This is a genomic window from Spirosoma aerophilum (assembly GCF_054782495.1).
Genome location: NZ_BAAGSJ010000038.1, coordinates 77360 through 92370 on the forward strand (window position 1 = coordinate 77360; position 15011 = coordinate 92370).

Sequence of the window (15011 nt, forward strand, 5' to 3'; positions counted from 1 at the left end):
CTACCGACTCACTTATGCCACAAACGCCTACAACAAATTCAGTTATCAGGCAACTTCAACTTGTCTTTTCGCTCTCCACGCTGCTGCTGCTGATCAGCCTGACGGCATCGTTTTACAGTATTCAGAAATTGATCAGCAATTCGCAACTGGTCAATCATACAAATCAGATCCTGATCGAATCGGAAAATATTATTTCCGCCATGAAAGACGCGGAAACCGGACAGCGTGGTTTCCTGATCACGCTCGATCCCCTTTTTCTACAACCCTACACCGGTAGTCGGGCCAAGGTGAAGGCAAGCATCGACCAGCTTAATACCCTGACGGCCGACAACCCGGACCAGCAGAAAAATCTGGCGCAGGTAAAAGCCCTGTACGAAGCCAAATTTGCCCAGATGCAGCGAATTATTAATTTAACTACCCGCAAACAGGGCTTTGTACGGGATACGACGGCCCGGCATCAGGAGATGGTTCGCGGCAAGCAGGTGATGGATGACCTGCGGGCCGTTATCAATCAGATTAAACGGGAGGAGAATAACCAGCTTCAATCGCGCATTCAGCAACAGCAGCTCTATATTAATTTCACGCCCTTCCTGCTCATCATTGCCGCTATCATTTCCATGCTGATCACGGCTTTTACCTACGTTCGTATCAAGAAAGATCTGGACGATCGGATGGAAGAACAGAAAATAGCCGAAGCGAAATACATCGAAACAGCCCGACGTATTTCGCAGATGGAGGATGTAACCCAGGAAATTGCGTCAGGCGATTACACTGTGCGCAACCAGGATACAGAAGACGATGATCTGGGGCGCATTTCTATGGCTCTGAACCAGATGGCAGAATCACTCGAAAAAACATTTTCGGACTTAACCGCCCGAAACTGGTTACAGACCGGCTCCGTTCAACTGAGCGATGCCATCCGGGGCGAGAAAGAGCTGACCAGACTGGCAACGGGCCTGATTACGGCTCTGGCCGAGTACCTGAATGCACCGTTAGGAACGGTTTATCTGCTCGACCATGACATAAGCTACAAACTGGCCGGTAGTTACGCTGCCCAGCAGGCACCCGCGGCTGTTCGCGTTGGCGAAGGCCTGATCGGACAGGCACTTAGCCAGAAAAAGATGCTTGTTGTTCAGGATATTCCCGCTCATTATAACCAGGTAACCTCCTCCCTCGGCCATACAGCACCAATGGCGCTGCTGATTATGCCTCTTATGTACGGCAATGTTTGTCTGGGTGTCATTGAGTTAGGACTCCTGCGAAAACCTACGGCCCTCGAAATCGACTTCCTGGAACAGAATCAGGAGGCCGTAGCCATTGGTATCAACGCAGCCTTCGACTACATTAAGGTGCAGAACTTCCTGGAAGAAACGCAGGCCCAGGCCGAGGAGCTACAGGCGCAGCATACCGAAATGGAAAACCTGAATGCCGAACTCGAAATGCAGGCGCAGAAATTACAGGCCTCTGAAGAAGAATTGCGGGTTCAGCAGGAAGAGCTTCAGCAAACGAATACCGAACTGGAAGAGCGCGGCCTGTTGCTGGAAGAGAAAAATAACGAGATTCAGAAAAAGGCCGATGAGCTGGAGTTGACCACCCGCTACAAATCGGAGTTTCTGGCCAACATGTCGCATGAGCTTCGAACGCCCCTCAATTCGATTCTGCTGCTGAGCCGGTTGCTGGCCGAAAACCACGATGCCACCCTATCCAGCGACCAGGTCGAGTACGCTAAAGTGATCCAATCGTCGGGGAATGGGTTGCTCGGCTTGATTGACGAAATCCTCGACCTCTCGAAGATCGAAGCCGGACAGATGAAACTCGACTACCAGCCGGTAGCTCTTTCTGAAATAACCGACGAACTCCAGTCGCTCTTTGGGCTGCTGGCCAAGGAGAAGGGACTGAATTTCAGCATTATGGTGTCGTCTGATGTGCCCGCCACGATCGAAACGGATAAGATGAGACTCGGTCAGATTCTTAAGAACTTACTGTCGAATGCCCTGAAATTCACGGCCAACGGCAGCGTTGCCCTGACCATCAAACGAAGTTCGGCGCGGTCGGGAGATTTACTATGTTTTTCCGTTAAAGATACCGGCATTGGTATTGCGCCCGAAAAGCAGCCGCTTGTCTTCGAAGCGTTCCAGCAGGCCGATGGATCGACTAAACGGAAATACGGCGGCACAGGGCTGGGCCTTTCCATCAGCCGGGAACTGGCCAAATTGCTGGGTGGAGAAATCACGCTGACGAGCCGGGTCAATGAGGGGTCGGAATTTACGGTCCAGATTCCAGTCAGCGGCTCTGTTCAACCCGACGTTGAGGAAAAAACCAATGGACAGCCACTTAACGGAGAAGCGATTTTCGCTCGGACCGACAAAACGCCGGACACGTTTCCGTTCCGGCCTGCTCCGGCAGCGCCATCGCCGGGCAAAGAACCGGCCGATAAGTACATCAGCACGACCATTCCGGAAGCTATCCCCGACGACCGAAACAGCATATCGGAACATGACAAGACCATTCTCATTATAGAGGATGACACGAACTTTGCCAAATCCCTGTTGGATTATGCGCGAAAAAAGGGGTACAAAGGCATTGTGGCCGTTCAGGGTGATGAGGGGCTGAAACTGGCTACTATCTACAAGCCGCTGGGTATCTTGCTGGATATTCAATTACCGATCATGAGCGGCTGGCAGGTGATGGATGCGCTGAAGGCCAACCCGCAAACCCGGCCTATTCCAGTGCACATTATGTCGTCGCACAAGATGAAAAACGAAAGCCTGCTGAAAGGAGCTATCGATTTCGTCGATAAGCCGGTGGCCTTCGAGCAGCTTCAGGAAGTGTTCAAGAAGATCGAATACGTCCTGAATCGCAACGCCAAGAAAGTCCTTATCATTGAAGACAACCCCAAACATGCCAAGGCGCTGGCCTATTTTCTGGAGACATTCAACATCACCTCAGAGCTTAAAAGTAATATATCCGAAGGGGTCGACGCTCTGAAGCGTAAAGAAGTGGATTGCGTTATTCTGGATATGGGCATCCCCGACACCAATGCATATGAAACCCTGGAAGAAGCCAAGAAAAACCCAGGTCTGGAACACCTGCCGATCATCATTTTCACGGGCAAAAGCCTATCGATGTCGGAGGAGTTAAAGATCAAGAAATATGCTGACTCCATCATCGTCAAGACGGCCCACTCCTACCAGCGCATGATCGACGAAGTTTCGCTGTTTCTGCATCTGGTGGAAGAAAACAAACAGGCCGTTGGCAAAAGCACGATGTCAAAAAAACTGGGCGGACTTAGTCAGGTACTGAACAACAAAACCGTACTGGTTGCTGATGACGACGTACGGAACATTTTCTCCCTCTCGAAAGCACTGGAGCAGTACAACATGACAGTCATAGCCGCCCTGGATGGCAAAGAAGCGCTGCAGAAACTGGACGAAAACCCGGGCGTCGATGTCGTGTTGCTGGACATGATGATGCCCCAGATGGACGGCTACGAAACCGCCCGGAAGATTCGGGAACATTACCAGTGGAAAAACCTGCCCGTTATTGCCGTAACCGCCAAAGCCATGACCGGCGACCGCGAAAAGTGCATTCAGGCCGGGGCATCCGATTACATCACCAAACCCGTCGACATTGACCAGCTCATTTCCCTACTGCGTGTCTGGTTGTACGACAGGGCTTAGCCACAGAGATGCACGCAGGATCACGGGGATACACAGCGATTTTCTTTTTCACTGTATACACAAAGAAATTCAGTTTCTCTCTGTGATCCTGCGTGCATCTCTGTGGCAAAAACCACAACAAAATGACTAAAAAAACGGTCTTAATCATCGACGACGACCCTCGCAATATTTTTGCACTGAAAGCCACCCTGAAAGCCAAGTCATTCGACTGCATAGCTTGCAGCGGTGCCCAGGAAGCCATCGAACTCCTGCAAACAAATGCCGTTGTGGATGTTATACTGATAGATATGATGATGCCCGATATGGATGGCTATGAGGCTATCCCGCGCATCAAAAACCTGGATGCGCGAAAAGACACGCCCATTCTGGCGGTTACGGCGCAGGCCATGGTGGGCGACCGGGAGAAGTGCCTTCGGGCCGGAGCAACAGACTATATTTCCAAACCAATAGATGTGGACAGGCTGTTGCTGCTTCTGTCGCAGATTTGATGATCGCCATGATTGAGGAAAACGAGGTAGATCTATTACTGAACGACCTGCTCGACATATACGGCTATGACTTTACCCATTACTCCCGGGCCTCGTTGAAACGCCGGATTAACCGATTGTGGTCGCTCGACAAGTTTCCGAGCTTTGCCGAGCTGCGGTACAGAATTCGCTCCGATGCCGATTATCTCAAGCGGTTTGTCGAAGAGTTGACCGTCAATGTAACCGAGATGTTTCGCGACCCGCTGTTCTATAAAGCGCTTCGAACCGAGGTGCTTCGCACACTGGCCACGAAACCTTTTATCCGGATCTGGCACGCAGGCTGCTCGACCGGCGAAGAAGTTTTCTCGATGGCAATCCTGTTGAAGGAAGCCAACCTGCTTCATAAATCGTTACTCTACGCCACCGATTTAAACCCTGAAGTGCTGGAAACCGCCCGTAAAGGTATTTTTGCCCTGGGACCCATGAAACAGTATTCCGAAAACTATATCCTGTCGGGGGGAAAAAACGACTTTTCCTCCTACTACACGGCGCAGTACGGACACGTTAAGTTCAGGAGCGATCTGGCCGAGAAAATGGTTTTTTCGACGCACAATCTGGTGTCCGACCGATCCTTTAACGAGTTTGATCTCATCATGTGCCGGAATGTGCTGATCTATTTCGACAAAGCGCTTCAACAGCGGGTACTGACGCTTTTCAACGAAAGCCTCGGTCCTCTTGGTTACCTGGCACTGGGAGCCAAGGAAACACTTAAATTCTCAACATTAAATACGATGTTCAGGCAATTGAACGGCGAAAAAATATGGCAGAAGATAGGTTAACCCACCCCTATGAGGCTATTGTCATTGGTGGTTCAACCGGTAGTATTGAAGTACTTCTCAGCCTGTTGCCAGCCCTGCCGGGTCCGCTGCCGTTTGCGCTGATTATCGTTTTACACCGAAAAAACACGTCTGACTCGACATTAGCCAACCTGCTATCCACAAAAACGGATAGCCCGTTTCAGGAAGTCGATGATAAGGACCCTATACGGGCAGGCACCATTTATCTGGCCCCTGCCGATTACCACCTGCTCATTGAACAGGACAAGAGTTTCTCGCTGGACGACTCCGAGAAAGTGAACTACAGCCGCCCTTCCATCGATGTCACCTTCGAATCGGCGGCCGATGTGTACGGGTCGGCCCTGATCGGCATTCTGCTGTCGGGTGCCAATGCCGATGGCACCCTTGGGTTGAAGGCGATACAAAAAGCGGGGGGATTACTGGTCGCTCAGCAGCCAGAAACCGCCCTGGTTGGCTTCATGCCCCAGCAGGCCATCCTGAACACAACCGTCCATTATGTTCTCGACATACCCGGCCTGATCGACTTTCTGAAATCCGTGAATACAACCTTATAAGCTGTCGGGCCAATTACCCGATTGCATTAACTTACGCCCTGTTTAAACCAGCATACGACATGAAGCCGGACGTTCAGGTTGGTATTATTGGCGCAGGTTTTGCCGGACTTGTAGCCGCCTTGCGCCTGAAAAAGCAGCAGAAAGAATCATTTGTTATTTTTGAGCGGGCTGCCGAAATAGGCGGAACCTGGCGGGATAATGTATACCCCGGTTGTGCCTGCGATGTGGCTTCGCCCCTCTATTCCTTTGCAGATGAGCCCAATCCCGACTGGGATAGTTTATACGCCAGCCAATCGGAAATTCTAGCTTATATAAAATCGGTAGTAGAACGAAATAACCTCCGCAGCCACATTCGATTCAATACCGATATTGTAAAAGCGCAGTTTGTGCCGGAAAGCGGTTACTGGCAACTCACCGATGCGCGGGGCAATACAACGACCGTGAAAGTTTTACTGGCTGCATTGGGCCCGTTGAACCGACCCAACATACCGGCGTTTTCCGGTATGTCTACCTTTCAGGGAGCTATTTTCCATTCGGCCGAATGGGACACGACGTATGACCTGAGCGGCAAAAACGTAGCCGTCATTGGCACCGGAGCCAGTGCCATTCAGCTCGTACCGGCCATTGCCCCACAAGTGAAGTCGCTAACCGTTTTTCAACGCACGCCAGCCTGGATAAGCCATCGGCTGAATCGACCCTTATCGGAAGCGGCCCGTCAGCTTTTCAGGCGTTTCCCGCTCTTGATGAAAGCTCAGCGCGAATCCATTTTCTGGCTCAATGAGTTGATCGGTATGGGGTTTACAGGTTCCCAATGGCTCAATACTGTCATGAAACGTATCTCGCTGAAGAAGCTGGCCGACGAGGTACACGACCCCGAAGTCAGAAAAAGGCTGACCCCTGCCTACACCATCGGATGCAAGCGTATTCTGAAATCAGATGATTTTTACCCAACTTTCAACCGCCCGAATGTCCATCTGGTTACCGAGGCCATCGATACGTTTACGCCAACGGGTATTCGAGCTGCGGATGGTCGGGAGTACGTTGTAGATACGGTTATTTTAGGCACGGGCTTCAAGGTGGCCGACTTAAACTTTTATACCCAGTTTATTGGAAAGAACGGCCGGCAACTCATGGATGTATGGCAAAAAACCGGTGGCGAGGCCTACAAGGGCGTTACAACAGCCAGCTTCCCGAACCTGGCTTTTCTGTTGGGACCGAATACGGGATTAGGACACAACTCGGTGATTCACATGATGGAATCGCAAATGAATTATATCATGCAATACATCGATCAGATTGAGCAACTGGGCGAATCGGGGTATCTGGATGTAAAACAATCCATTCAACACACCTATAACCAACGCCTTCAAGAACAATTTACCGGAACCGTGTGGGCATCGGGTTGCCAAAGCTGGTACATGAATGAAGCCGGTAAAAACACGACCCTGTATCCCCGGCTAAATACTCATTTCCGAAAAATTACCAGAAACTTTTCCCTTTCGGACTATCAGGTGGTTACTTAACCCGGAAACTGAACAACTCCTTATGCGCCTTATTTTTATACCGGGTTTTGGGGAAGACGCCGAGATCTTCAATCGGATTACGCCAGAACTGCCGGGCGAGAAACTCTTTATTCATAACCTGGATATACTCGGCAGCGAACCTGACCCAGCCCTTACTGTTATGACCTATGCCCAACGACTAATTGACCGGCATACCATAACCCGCGAGGATATTCTGATTGGACATTCCATGGGCGGTTGGGTAGCCTATTCCATAAAACACCTGATCGACTGCCCCGTGGTGCAGATTGCTTCCTGGACTGATCCTAAAAAAGTTGTTGCCCGATTTAAAAACCCAGAGCACGCCTACTGGCTGGTTAGAAAAGGCTGGTATCTCAATAGCTTTACAAAACAACTTCTTTTGTGGATAAGCTACCGCGGAAAGCCATCGGCAGAAATCTTCGGGCGGGTATTTCAAAACTTGATTAACAGCCCCAGAGAATATATCGTCAACCAGTTAAGCGTGATAATGAACCCCGTCGACGCAGTCATAACGGTTGAGCCGGAACTGCGTATTCACGCCAGAAAAGATTCTATTATTCGCTTTCCGGATCAATCAGCGGTCATTGTACCAGGTGATCACTTCACGTTGATAACCCATCCGCAGTCCGTCATCACTCCTATCATTACATTCCTGACTACCTACAGCAATACCTCACACCGATAATGCCTGGTTTGCCAGCTAGTTAACGCCAGGAAAACTAGCCGCCCGCTCTGTTGAATGCCTCACAAAAAATGAGGCATTAATTATTTACCAAAAGTTATATGACGCATATTTAATAATTATATTTGTTCCCATATTTAATTATTCGCATATTTATAGTATAAATTTTATAAGATATAGTAAATGATAAAATCGTTAACCGGGCGGATTTATCTGGGCGCTGCACTGGCTTTTCTGACAGTACCCGTCATCATCCTGCTTTATTTCAGTGCCTTCCGTCGGCACGATACCTTGTTGACATTATCGACAAGAGCCGAACGGATAACCGAACAGGTAGCCAGTCTGCAACTGGCTCTGATGAAGGTAAATACACAGCCAGCTGGCAATCCCTCCCTTACATTACAACCACAAAGAAACTCGTTAACGCTGCATACCATCGACAGGCTGTTGAGTGATTTAAATGATTTACTCAGAGCAGACCCCAATCAACTAAATCGGCTTCGCCGAGTCGATAAAGCCACAGCGGCCTATCTGGCTGGCGATGCAGCCAGGCTGGAAACGATCGAACAGGAATTAACTCAGATCAGGCAAACGGTCAGGCAGGAATTACTGGCCCGGCAGCAATCCGAGGCCGATACGGACTACCTTGAGGAATGTGCCATGTGGGTAGCCGTTCTGGTGGCGGTTGTCAATATTGCGATTCTGATTCTGGTCATTTTTGAAGAGTTCCGCAAACGCCGACGAGCCGAGCGCGAACTAAAGACCAACCTGGCCACTGTGCAAACCTACAACCAGGAAAGCGAAGAGAAGAACTGGCTGCTTTCGGGTCTTTCAGCGGTTAGTCATAGCCTGCAGGCACAGGGAAGTCCTCAGGAAATGGCCCAAAATATACTGGCAACCTTAACGGATCATCTGGACCTGCCCGCCGGTGCCGTTTACCTCTATGAGCCGAAAAAAAGTTGCCTTGACCTGGTAGCCGCCATTGGGTTGACGTCCGAAATCACCACTTCGTTTGCCTTTGGTGAGGGTCTTGTTGGACAAGCCGCGAAGGGCATAAACATACAAACTGTCAACGAAGTCCCAACGAACTACTGGAAACTGAAATCGGGAAGCGGAGAAGCTCAGCCGGGTGAACTGGTGCTGGTACCTCTGCGCCATCGGAACCATAAAGAGCTGGTCGGTGTGCTGGAGCTGGCTTCTTTTCGAACGCTGGAAACGCCTGCCATAGCCCTGCTCAAACAACTGATGGAGCCGCTGGCCAGGGCCATAAATTCAGCACAGACCCACGAGCAGGTTCGTGATTTACTTCAACAGGTTCAACAGCAAAATGAACTGGTTGCCGAACAGCAGGAAGAACTGCGGCAGTCCAACGAATCGCTGATGCGGCAGGCCGAAGACCTGCAGTCGTCAGAAGAAGAGCTACGCGTGCAGCAGGAGGAGCTTCGACAAATTAACGCCGAACTGGTTGAGAAAAACGAAGCCGTCGAAATTGCCCGCCAGTCGCTGGCCCTGAAAGCCAGAGAACTGGAAGTGACCAGCCAGTACAAATCGGCCTTTCTGGCCAACATGTCGCACGAGTTACGTACACCCCTCAACAGCGTGCTTATTCTGGCGAAACTACTGGCCGATAACAAACCCGACAACTTAACGGCCAAGCAGATCGAGTATGCTACCATCATTCATAAGTCGGGCAATGACCTGCTGACGTTGATAAACGACATCCTGGATTTAGCCAAAATTGAAGCAGGGCACATCACAGTTCTGAAGGAACCCGTTTCGGTGAAAGCGGTCTTGCGGGATCTTACCCAGCTGTTTACGGTAGTGGCGGAGGAAAAGAAGATACGGCTCGTTACGGACCTGCACGCATCAGTACCAGCCGAGTTCGTATCCGATCGACTCCGTGTGGAGCAGATCCTGAAAAATTTACTCTCTAACGCCTTTAAATTCACCCCGCGCGACGGGCAGATAACCCTCTCCCTGTCCATTGAAACCAGTTTCCCGACCATCACCCGCCACGAACTGCGGCAGGAGCGATCACTGCTGGCCATTTCTGTTTCGGATACGGGCATTGGTATTCCAGCCGATAAGCAGCAGCTGATTTTCGAAGCTTTTCAACAGGTCGATGGATCCACCAGTCGCAAATATGGCGGCACGGGTCTGGGGCTTTCTATCAGCCGCGAGCTCATCAAGCGGCTGGGTGGCGAAATTACCCTCCGGAGCGAAGAAGGGAAAGGAAGCACGTTTACCATGTGGTTGCCGCTGTTATCGTCAGAGGCTCATCAGCCAGAGGTGGTCCATACGGTATCCCCTGCTTCAAAAAAGTCTCCGGAAAAACGCCAGCCTCCCGTTCATCAAATCACCGTCCCCGACGATCGGGATACGATTCAAAAGGGCGACAGGATCATGCTGATTATTGAGGACGATGCACGTTTTGCCAGTATTGTCCGGGATTTTGCCCGTACCAAAGGCTATAAAACAGTGGTGGCCCTTCAAGGCGACGAAGGTCTGGCATATGCCCGGCGCTATACGCCATCGGCCATAATTCTGGATCTCCAGCTCCCTGTTCTTGACGGTATTAGTGTTCTAAAATTGCTCAAAGACGACAAAAACCTTAGTTCGATCCCTGTTCACGTCGTTTCGGCGAGCGATGAGCAGCAGCTTGTTTTGCCTGGTGCATTGGCCTATATTCAAAAACCCCTGACCAAACAGGATCTGGAGGATGCCTTCACCCGAATCAGTAATCGCCTTACGGAACAGATTAAAAATATCCTCGTCCTCTCCGGCGATTATCTACCCGACAATTCCCTGACAAAATTGATCGACGAACGTCATTTCGGCATCAGCTGCGATTACGCGGTGCTGAACGACGACGCCCTTCAAAAAGTACATGATAAAGCCTATGACTGCGTTATTGTCGACATTGGTAAGGATGTAGAGCAGGGTATTCAAAAATTACGGCAACTGCAGACAGCCATGTCGGCCAGCCAGATTCCGGTCATTATTTATCTGGATAAAGATCTGTCATCCCTTGATGAACTTCAGTTGAAGAAGTTATCCGATACCGTTGTCCACGACTCCGTTCAGGCAAAAGATCGGCTGATGGACCAGCTGGAACTGTTTCTCTATAAAGTGCAGCATGAAACCCCTGTTCAGCCATTACCCCTGCCCGGCTCTACCCCGGCCCCTATAGTGTCGAACTGGCCGGGCAAAACGGTGCTGCTTGTTGATGATGACATGCGGAATGTTTTCTCCATCAGCACTTTACTGGAAGAACACAACCTGACCGTCATTACGGCCAGCGATGGGCAGGAAGCCATTGACACGCTCCATCAGCACCCATCGGTAAATCTGGTCCTGATGGATATCATGATGCCCGTTATGGATGGCTACGAAGCTACCCGCCAAATCCGATTGAATACACAGTATGCAAACCTGCCCATTATTGCCCTTACGGCCAAAGCCATGCCCGGCGATCGGGAAAAATGTCTGGAGGCAGGCGCGTCCGATTACATTACCAAGCCGCTGGATATAAACCAGTTATTGACAACCATGAACGTTTGGATGCCCGCCTGATGATGACCCCGGATTGCGAACTGAGTACGGTCGAACTGGAAGAGATTCTTACGCTCATCCGGCTGGTCCACGGCTATGACTTTACAAATTATGCACAGACGTCCCTGAAACGTCGGATCATTCGCTGCATGGGTATGGTTAACCTTCAAACTGCCTGCGCGCTTCGTTTTCGATTAGCTAATGATACCGCCTTTTTTGCCTGGTTTTTACAAACCATTATGGTCAACGTAACGGAAATGTTCCGTGACCCTCCTTTTTATCGCCATCTGCGCGAAAAGGTATTCCCCTTACTGGCTTCCTACCCGATCATCAAGATCTGGCACGCGGGCTGCTCAACGGGCGAAGAAGTCTATTCGATGGCGATCATGCTGAAAGAAGCCAATTTACTGGATCGCTGCCGCATCTATGCCACCGATCTCAACCCGGCCAACCTCGAGAAAGCCCGTAAGGGGTTAATACCTATACAGCACATGGCCGAGTATTCCCTCAGCTATAAAGAAGCCGGTGGTACCCATGAACTTTCGGCCTATTATACTCTTCAGGGTGACCATATAGAGATGCATAAATCCCTTCGGGACTCCATACTGTTTGCCCAGCATAACCTGGTGACCGACAGAGTTTTCAATGAATTTCAACTGGTTTGTTGCCGTAATGTGCTAATCTATTTCAACAAAGATCTGCAAAACCACGTCATCAGGCTTTTTCATGAAAGCCTTTCCCCGCTCGGATTCCTAGCCATCGGCACTAAAGAATCACTCCTGTTTACGGAGGCACGCAACGAGTTTGAGCCGGTTCATATGGAAAGTAAGATATTCAGGCGAACACGGTAGAAATAATAATCATAAGCTACTGAATATCATAGTTATATAATTCTTAAAATCCCTCTCCAACACCTACCGCAACCTATCAACGGCGTTATATGACACTAACTTCTACCAAAAACACCCCTCCTTTTACCATCCTGCTTGTCGACGATCGGGAAGAAAATCTGATTGTGCTGGAAGAACTTCTGGACAATGGGCAACGGCAATTCATCAAGGCAACATCGGGCAATGAGGCCCTGAAGTTTGCCCTGAAAAATGACCAGATCGGACTCATCATGCTCGATGTACAAATGCCGGATATGGATGGCTTTGAAGTGGCTAAATTTCTGAAAACCAACCCCAAGACCCGCGACATCTCCATCATATTTGTAACGGCTATCAGCAAGGAAGAGCAGTATGTACTAAAAGGATTTGAAGAGGGCGCGGTCGATTATTTATCCAAACCGCTGGATAGCCGTGTGACAAAAGCGAAAGTGAGTGTTTTTGAACAGTTATGGGTTTACCAGCAGGCGCTAAAGAAATCGGCCAATGACTTGTCGGCCATTAACAAGCAGCTGGAAAAATTCGTCTATATGGTGGCTCATGATCTCAAATCGCCCTTAACGGGTCTGATCACACTTCTTCATTTAGTTGAGTACACAAACGATAGTCGTCCGGTTGAACAGACCGAACTGGCCGGGTATCTAACCGATCTTAAAGAAGCGGGCTACCACCTGTCTACCATGATCAGTACCATTCTGGCCTACTCGCGACAGAGTATCGATCAACAGGCGTCGGAGCAGGTCTATGTGGGTCAGCTTCTCTCCCAGACTGTCCAACTGCTTTTTCCTCCCAAACATATTCAGATCAGCATTGCCGATCCTATGCCCGTGCTGACTACCAAAAAGATAAAGTTGCAGCAGGTCTTTCAGAACCTGCTGAGCAACGCCATTAAGTACAATGATAAGGCACAGGGGCAGATTGAGGTTGGCTACACTGACAAAGGAAACTTCATTGAATTCTTCGTTCGTGATAACGGTCCCGGCATGACCGATCAACAGCAACAACAACTCTTCCAGCTGTTTCAGCCCGCCGGTCATTCACCCCGCGAAAGCAGTACGGGTGTAGGTCTCAATATCCTGAAGATGCTTGTCGATGAACAGGGTGGTACCCTTCGGGTACATACCGCACCCGGAGCGGGGTGTACCGTGCAGTTCGACTGGCGAAAATAAGCGGCTGGAGCCTAATGCAAACTGCCCACTCTACAAAGCCTGAAATAAGCTTCGTTGAATGGGCAATTACGCGTTAGTGAATAGGTGGTCAGGCAAATAACAGCTTAGTCAAGTTACAGATAGGCGATAAAACACGCCCAGATAACTAATCAGTCATTTGCTTGACTACCCATTAACGATTCTCATTTATGGGTTAAGCTATTTCTAATACGGGTTGGTGGTGAGATGCTGCCTGCACCGGCGTTATAATCTGTAGTTGATTTAAAAGAGCCCAGTCCTGTCTGGAAATATGCTTTTGCAGGTAAGCTTCCATATCTCCGTAGGTGTCTTTTATGTAATTCGGATGTAGATTAGAATACTCCCGGATTCGTCCAATAATGCGTATCAGCCGATCAATCGTATCTGTCTGCTCGTCGAGTTGCCATAGAGCATCCTGGCTACAGCAGGCAATCAGGGCACATTGAAAATATACGAACGCTATTACTTTATAGATTTTCCAGACCATCTCCTATCGTTTCTCTCTTGTATAAACACTATAGATTGCTGCGCTAAATATCAACAGGAAGCTTATTGACAAATCCAACTACTAGTTAATTATATTTAAACAAAATTAACTAGTAGTTATCATATAAACAATACTGTATAACGATATTTTATCATTTAAAATCTATTGTTTGTAGTAGCCAATCAACCGCCTTCTAAATGTTCGTATTCACATATTCCACCAGGCAAAAGAATTCTGTCAACGTCCCTCTCCCTCTATATTCTTGGCCGTTAAATCGTCTCAATGCGCTTATTTGTATTTTCACATAAACAATAATCAGTAACTTTGTATAGACAATAATTAATTTTTAATAACATTTAATTATATTTACAAAGTTATCACCCAGCTATCAATTGAAAAAAAACTTTACTTGATGATATGTTTTTATATATATTTTTTACTATTTAATATATAAAATACAAATTTAAATTGAGCGATTTAGTAAACTTGGACAGTCACAAAGGAATTATCGGTACTAGTAATGTCAATAGCGACTAATTAAAACAGAATTTGTAACAGTACATTAGGAAAATCAAAAAATACATACTTAATTTACTTTTCGTATTTTTATTAAACTAATAGTTTACAATATTTGAAGTAAATACCCAATCATAGTCATAATATATTTTTAATGGAAAATCGATATCATTTACTACATATAGATGATGACGTCTATATACGAAAGATCATTCAACTCACGATGAGCGCTGAGTTTGATATAAGTTCCTGTACAAACGGTATAGAAGCGATGGCATGGCTGGAGAAAGGAAATTTGCCGGACATTATCCTAACCGATTTACGCATGCCCCAGCTGGATGGCCAGGAGTTGATTGCCCTGATCAGAAATAGCTCTATCTATAGAAATGTGCCCCTTATCGTGTTGTCCAGTATGGAAGACAGCTCACTGAAAGTAAGTTGTATTGAACAGGGAGCCGATGATTTTATTGTAAAGCCCTTTAACCCACTGGAAGTCAAGGCAAAAATCAAGGCTATTCTGCGCCGAACGACTGAACGCCAAAACTTTCGGTCGAATTTTGATTCATCGCGTTTAAGTCCGCTTCGTTAGTCATTCCTT

The 15011-nt window shown here is 48.5% G+C and carries 11 protein-coding genes; 10 read left to right on the plus strand and 1 reads right to left on the minus strand.

Annotated features, from left to right (window positions below):
* Nucleotides 1–14: 14 nt before the first annotated feature.
* The 9 genes from ACYVK4_RS30140 (at nt 15) to ACYVK4_RS30180 (ending at nt 13392) form a co-directional block, all read left to right on the plus strand.
* Nucleotides 15–3680, plus strand: a complete 3666-nt coding sequence (locus ACYVK4_RS30140; protein ID WP_461131304.1) for a response regulator — start codon at nt 15–17, stop codon at nt 3678–3680.
* 122 nt (nt 3681–3802) lie between these two features.
* A complete protein-coding gene (locus ACYVK4_RS30145) occupies nt 3803–4168 on the plus strand; it encodes a response regulator (RefSeq protein WP_461131305.1) in 366 nt (121 codons plus the stop codon).
* An 8-nt stretch (nt 4169–4176) separates the two neighbouring features.
* On the plus strand, nt 4177–4986 hold the full coding sequence (locus ACYVK4_RS30150; RefSeq protein ID WP_461131306.1) for a CheR family methyltransferase: 810 nt from the start codon (nt 4177–4179) through the stop codon (nt 4984–4986).
* Complete coding sequence (locus ACYVK4_RS30155; protein WP_461131307.1) at nt 4968–5558, plus strand: chemotaxis protein CheB; 591 nt, start codon at nt 4968–4970, stop codon at nt 5556–5558. The genes ACYVK4_RS30150 and ACYVK4_RS30155 overlap by 19 nt, the downstream gene beginning before the upstream one ends.
* A gap of 59 nt (nt 5559–5617) precedes the next feature.
* A complete protein-coding gene (locus tag ACYVK4_RS30160; RefSeq protein ID WP_461131308.1) occupies nt 5618–7081 on the plus strand; it encodes a flavin-containing monooxygenase in 1464 nt (487 codons plus the stop codon).
* 22 nt (nt 7082–7103) lie between these two features.
* A complete protein-coding gene (locus tag ACYVK4_RS30165) occupies nt 7104–7787 on the plus strand; it encodes an alpha/beta fold hydrolase (protein ID WP_461131309.1) in 684 nt (227 codons plus the stop codon).
* 180 nt (nt 7788–7967) lie between these two features.
* Nucleotides 7968–11357 carry a GAF domain-containing hybrid sensor histidine kinase/response regulator gene (locus tag ACYVK4_RS30170; RefSeq protein ID WP_461131310.1) on the plus strand — a complete coding sequence of 1130 codons (3390 nt, stop codon included), beginning with the start codon at nt 7968–7970 and terminating at the stop codon, nt 11355–11357.
* Entirely contained in the window at nt 11342–12187 is an 846-nt protein-coding gene (locus ACYVK4_RS30175; RefSeq protein WP_461131311.1) for a CheR family methyltransferase, read from the plus strand. Before ACYVK4_RS30170 ends, ACYVK4_RS30175 begins: the two co-directional genes overlap by 16 nt.
* An 89-nt stretch (nt 12188–12276) precedes the next feature.
* Nucleotides 12277–13392 (plus strand): sensor histidine kinase, encoded by a 1116-nt coding sequence (locus ACYVK4_RS30180; RefSeq protein WP_461131312.1) that lies wholly within the window; start codon nt 12277–12279, stop codon nt 13390–13392.
* A gap of 193 nt (nt 13393–13585) precedes the next feature.
* Here the strand turns inward: ACYVK4_RS30180 and ACYVK4_RS30185 are convergent, their stop codons facing one another.
* Nucleotides 13586–13897 (minus strand): hypothetical protein, encoded by a 312-nt coding sequence (locus ACYVK4_RS30185; RefSeq protein ID WP_461131313.1) that lies wholly within the window; start codon nt 13895–13897, stop codon nt 13586–13588.
* Between the two features lie 670 nt (nt 13898–14567).
* On the opposite strand from ACYVK4_RS30185, the gene ACYVK4_RS30190 reads away from it, so the two are divergent.
* Complete coding sequence (locus ACYVK4_RS30190; protein WP_461131314.1) at nt 14568–15002, plus strand: response regulator transcription factor; 435 nt, start codon at nt 14568–14570, stop codon at nt 15000–15002.
* Nucleotides 15003–15011 lie beyond the last annotated feature (9 nt).

What these genes read in the sequence shown, in the direction of transcription:
- ACYVK4_RS30145 (WP_461131305.1), top strand. Translation starts at nt 3,803, where the DNA reads ATGACTAAAAAAACGGTCTTAATCATCGACGACGACCCTCGCAATATT.
- ACYVK4_RS30140 (WP_461131304.1), top strand. Translation starts at nt 15, where the DNA reads ATGCCACAAACGCCTACAACAAATTCAGTTATCAGGCAACTTCAACTT.
- ACYVK4_RS30150 (WP_461131306.1), top strand. Translation starts at nt 4,177, where the DNA reads ATGATTGAGGAAAACGAGGTAGATCTATTACTGAACGACCTGCTCGAC.
- ACYVK4_RS30160 (WP_461131308.1), top strand. Translation starts at nt 5,618, where the DNA reads ATGAAGCCGGACGTTCAGGTTGGTATTATTGGCGCAGGTTTTGCCGGA.
- ACYVK4_RS30180 (WP_461131312.1), top strand. Translation starts at nt 12,277, where the DNA reads ATGACACTAACTTCTACCAAAAACACCCCTCCTTTTACCATCCTGCTT.
- ACYVK4_RS30155 (WP_461131307.1), top strand. Translation starts at nt 4,968, where the DNA reads ATGGCAGAAGATAGGTTAACCCACCCCTATGAGGCTATTGTCATTGGT.
- ACYVK4_RS30185 (WP_461131313.1), bottom strand. Translation starts at nt 13,897, where the DNA reads ATGGTCTGGAAAATCTATAAAGTAATAGCGTTCGTATATTTTCAATGT.
- ACYVK4_RS30170 (WP_461131310.1), top strand. Translation starts at nt 7,968, where the DNA reads ATGATAAAATCGTTAACCGGGCGGATTTATCTGGGCGCTGCACTGGCT.
- ACYVK4_RS30165 (WP_461131309.1), top strand. Translation starts at nt 7,104, where the DNA reads ATGCGCCTTATTTTTATACCGGGTTTTGGGGAAGACGCCGAGATCTTC.
- ACYVK4_RS30190 (WP_461131314.1), top strand. Translation starts at nt 14,568, where the DNA reads ATGGAAAATCGATATCATTTACTACATATAGATGATGACGTCTATATA.